Below are 4,665 nucleotides of genomic sequence, written 5' to 3'. Positions count from 1 at the left end.
TCCTCCATTTGAAGCGATGGCGCGGCATTGCGACCCGATTGCGAAAAATACAGCCTCATTCTTGGCCGCTATTCAGATCAGATGCATCTTTTTATGGGCCTCAATCTCGTGACTACACTATCTAGAGGGCGTGTTGCAATGGGACTATGCCCTGTGCCCCGCACGGGCGGGCAAGGTCGTGGAGGGGACAGTGCAGGGGAGTACATGGCGCTTAGCCGTATGTGGCTGTCTAATGATGCGCCACGCAACAGCGAGAGCCGCGCAATTAGCTACGCCCTCAAATATATCAAGCGGGCCTGCCCAAGCGTGGCATGGGTTCAGTCGTTCGCAGACGAGCGCTGCCAAGGGCTAGATAGTGTCGTCAAATTATTGTTGCCCACAATGAGATGCACCTGATTTGCACGGCGGCAAGGAAGGAAAAACTTCGTTTTGCGTAGCGCGTAGCGATGCCGCGCCATCTCTTGAGGTGAAGAAAGGCGTTCTCGACCAGATGGCGTACACGGTATGGAGCTTTGTCATAGTCCCGCTGCTCCTTGCGATTTTTTCCGGGTGGAATGACGGGCTGACAGCCGGACTCAACAGCCTTGGCTATAATTTCATTGCTGTCATATCCACGGTCAGCCAAAAGCGCCTCCGCGCTCAAACCGTCAATCAATGCACATGGTTCCTTGCAATCAGCTCTGGTACCTTCTGTAACAACAACTCTGAGCGGCATACCATGCGCATCCACGGCCAGATGTATTTTGGTATTGAGCCCCCTTTTGTGCGACTCATCGCCTGGTTGCCGCCAACCGCTCCCGCAGCATGGGGATGCACTTTGCAATGGCTCGCATCAATCATCAACCACTCATGGTCAGGCTCAACCAAGAGCACCTCAAGGAGTTTTTCCCAAACACCCCGGTCACGCCAACGGCAAAACCGGCGATGGGTATTTTTCCAGTCCCCAAGGTCAGGAGGCAGATCGCGCCATGGCGCTCCCGTTCGTAATATCCAGAATACCGCGTTGACAAAACAGCCTGTTGTCTCCGGCCGGGCGACCAACACTCCCCTTTTTGCCGGGAAGATGCGCCTGTATATTTTCCCAAACTCTGTCACAAATATCGTGTCGCCGATGTGCGCACATAGCCCCTCCTGTCGTGCAGGAAGAGGTTTTACCATAGTATTCATAGTTTGGCGACACTATCTAGTCATGACCCAAATGCATTTTTGTCCAAGCCGTAGAGATGCAGTTTTCTGTAAAGAGTTGGCCTGCTGATTCCCAAAAAGGACGCAACCTTGCTTATGTTCCCTGAATAATTTTTCAGTGCTTTAACTATAGTGGCTTTTTCAACTTCTTTTAATGTACTTTTAGTGTCAGGCAGTGCCTGAGGAAGGATCACGGATAAAATATCAGTTATGCCAAAATGCTCTGGTTTGAGGTTAGTGCCTTCTGCAAGATAAATGGCACGTTCTATGACGTTTTCTAGTTGTCGGATGTTTCCTGGCCAATCATATCGGTTTAGCATTTCCCGTGTTTGTTGTGGCAGGGAGTCTATTGTGGTTTTTTTGTAATTGTCATATCTACGGATAAAGTGAAGGGCTAGGGGAAGAATGTCTTCCCGGCGGCTTCGAAGGGATGGAATAGTAATACTTAACGTACTTATCCGGTAAAAAAGGTCACTTCGGAATAATTGATCTGCGATTTGTTGTTGAAGGTTCTTGTTCGTGGCAGAAATGATTCGTAAATTGACAGAAGTTGTTCTTAATCCGCCAACACGCTGTATCTCGTTCGTTTGCAACACGCGTAACATTTTGACCTGCATATCAAAAGGCATATCTCCAATTTCGTCCAAGAATAAAGTCCCAGTGTCTGCCATTTCAAATTTTCCTATTCTTCCCCCTTTTTGAGCACCTGTAAACGCACCTTCCTCATAGCCGAAGAGCTCGCTTTCCAGAAGTTCTTTTGGAATAGCCCCGCAGTTGATTGCAATGAATGGTCTGTCGCGTCTGTCGCTCGCGTTATGGATGGCTTGGGCGAAAAGCTCCTTTCCTGTTCCAGTTTCACCCGTGATAAGTAATGGAGCTGAACTTCGTGCAGCTATATGCGCCATATGCAGGACGTCTTTCATCTTCTGACTTGTTCCTATAATTGAATCAAATGTAAAGCGCGCAGTATTTCCCGCCATTTCAACTGCTATGCGCATGATTTCCTTTTTTTTCATAATGGTGATGAGCCATCCTCCAAGTTCACCGGTTTCAATTTGAATAGGGGAAATGGATGCATAATGTTTGTTGCCGACGTATTTTTCTATGGCTTCGCGCGCTTTGGCTGGTTGTCCTGCTATGAGGGTAGCGCCAACTGATTTTTTGGATCCAAGACAATCGTCAAACAAGTGGCCGCTACAATTATCAGAGAGATGAAGAAGGTTGCGGGCTTTTTGATTTGTTTTGACAACATGACCTGTTGAATCGATGGTCACAATTGCGCGAGTATCGGATTCAATCAGGGAAAAAAGATATTGATTTTTTATTGATACTTCGCGAAGTCGTTCCTGCTCTTTGAGCTGGGACGTTATGGTTTCCGACGCTTGCTGCATCAGCCCCATAGTGTTGATATGCATGATTGTGGCGTCGCAACTTAAGGCAAAAACACCAATAAGCTCACCTGAGGGCGAAAAAATGGGAGCTGCGGCATTGCTTATTTTGCGTGCTGGAGTAGAATACATTTTGTGTCCCGGTAAAAAGATAGGGATTTTTTCCACTAAAACCAAGCCAATCGCACATGTTCCTACATCGTGCTCCGTCCATCGAAATCCTGGTAGACATCTACGCTCATTAAAGTGTTTCTGAAGGTTTTTGTCACAGACCATATAGAGAATATATCCTTCGCGATCAGCCAAAAGCATACAGAAGCCTGTTCCATGAAGTAGTCTGAACAGAGAATCCATTTGGACTTTTGCCAGAAGAAAGAAGTCATTTTGCATGGCGATACGTTCTTTCAGTGCATTTGATGAAAGTCGCAATGAGGGTGGAGCGCCGTCACAATGGGGGTCAATCCCGTATCGCCGTGAACGCTCATGGGATTTTTGGATGATTTTTTCAATGCGCTTTGAAAGTTTGATTGCTCCGAACATGAAGTATTCCTGTAAAAAAATGTTACAATGTAATGTTTTGTGGCACAAGTTTTTTGCTTTTAATATTAACGTAATGAAGTTTTTTGCCCTAAAACATGTAATATTTTATTACATTTTTTTTAAATGGCAAGCAGAGACGTCTTTTTTGTAATAAACTGATATTTTTTGTTTTTTATGGAAATATGTTTGGCATCAACTTTGCTAATCCTCTGGTATAGGGTTTTCTTGGACACCGAATTGGGGAGTAGAAAGACTCCCATGAGGTGATTCATGAGCAAAGAAATCGACAGGTGCATAACGGCCGTCTCCCCGGTGGAGGGAGGCCGCAGGCCGACTGGAACCGGGGAGACGGAGGCGGCTCCCAAGCGATTCTGGGCACAGCACAAGACTGAGGCCGTCCTTCGGCTTCTGCGCGGTGAGGACATTGAGATGCTCAGTCGGGAACCCGGAGTCACGGCGGCCAAGCTCTCACAATGGAGGGACGCCTTTCTGGCCGGTGGGGCCGATGATCTCAAGAAGCGCTCTCCGGCCGGGGATGCCGAATACAAGCGCCTCAACGAGAAGATTGGCGAGCAGACCATGGAGATTGAGCTGCTCCGCGAGAAGATTCGGCTCCTGGAGGCAAAAGCCCCTTTGGCGTGGCGGAGGTCGAGGAAATGAGCCGGTCCTCCTCGCCCTCCACAGGACAGAAGTATGGACTGGTGAGAGTCTGCCAGGTCTGGGACATCCCCAGATCGACGCATTACGCGCGCAAGGCTTCGGCTGAGAGTGCGCCTGGCCGCAGAGGCCCTGTCGGATTCCATGGCGACGACGAATTGCTCGACCATATAGTCGCCTGCATCCAACGTTCTCCCTTCACTGGCGAAGGCTACCGTAAAGTGTGGGCCAAGTTGCGCTTTGATGGGATCAGGACTTCCCCTCAGCGAACGCTTCGGCTCATGCGGGAGAATAAGCTGCTTGCCGTGCGCAACCCTGGAAGGCCTCACGGCCCCAAAGCGCATGACGGGACGATCAGGACAGAGCGGGTGGATGAGATGTGGGGCACAGACATGACCACGACGATGACTGTACGGGAAGGCAACGCATCGATCTTCCTGGCGGTGGACCACTGTTCTTTGGAGTGTGTCGGCATTCACGCCGCCAAGTACGGGACGCGTTTCGAAGCCCTGGAACCGATTCGCCAGGGTGTGCGCCATAGCTTTGGCGCCTTTGGCCCCGCAGTGGCTGGAGGCCTGACTCTGCGGCATGACAACGGCAGTCAGTACGTTTCCAAGGTGTTTCAAGAGGAAATTTCCTGTCTGGGTATTCAGAGTTCGCCATCCTTCGTCAGAGAGCCCCAAGGCAACGGCATCGCGGAGCGGTTTGTTCGGACCTTGAAGGAGAATCTGCTCTGGATTCGGCGGTTCGACACTGTGGAGGAACTCCGCCTCGCCCTCTTGGAATTCAAGGATACATACAACCGGGAATGGATCATTGGACGCCACGACTACAAGACTCCGTCAGCGGTGCGGGCCATCCAGAAAGAGGCCGTGAACATCGCGGCTTGATCAAC

1 protein-coding gene and 3 pseudogenes are annotated in these 4,665 nt (G+C 49.8%); 2 read left to right on the top strand and 2 right to left on the bottom strand.

What is annotated here, in order from left to right; translation table 11 throughout:
• Positions 1-112, top strand: a pseudogene (locus tag EII23_RS11395) (IS5/IS1182 family transposase); the annotation flags it as partial.
• A gap of 249 nt (positions 113-361) precedes the next feature.
• On the opposite strand, the pseudogene EII23_RS11385 reads toward EII23_RS11395, so the two are convergent.
• Positions 362-1,123, bottom strand: a pseudogene (locus EII23_RS11385) (IS5 family transposase).
• A 64-nt stretch (positions 1,124-1,187) separates the two neighbouring features.
• Positions 1,188-3,113, bottom strand: a complete 1,926-nt coding sequence (locus EII23_RS11380; protein WP_124793476.1) for a sigma-54-dependent Fis family transcriptional regulator — start codon at positions 3,111-3,113, stop codon at positions 1,188-1,190.
• Positions 3,114-3,425: 312 nt separating this feature from the next.
• Here EII23_RS11380 and EII23_RS13665 point away from each other — a divergent pair.
• A pseudogene (locus EII23_RS13665) lies at positions 3,426-4,660 on the top strand (IS3 family transposase).
• Positions 4,661-4,665 lie beyond the last annotated feature (5 nt).

Source organism: Desulfovibrio sp. OH1186_COT-070, assembly GCF_003860215.1.
Classification (GTDB): Bacteria; Desulfobacterota; Desulfovibrionia; order Desulfovibrionales; family Desulfovibrionaceae; genus Desulfovibrio.
This window is presented reverse-complemented; position numbering and strand designations above follow the sequence as displayed.

Coding starts and splice junctions, on each gene's coding strand:
- EII23_RS11380 (WP_124793476.1), bottom strand. CDS start 3,113: ATGTTCGGAGCAATCAAACTTTCAAAGCGCATTGAAAAAATCATCCAA.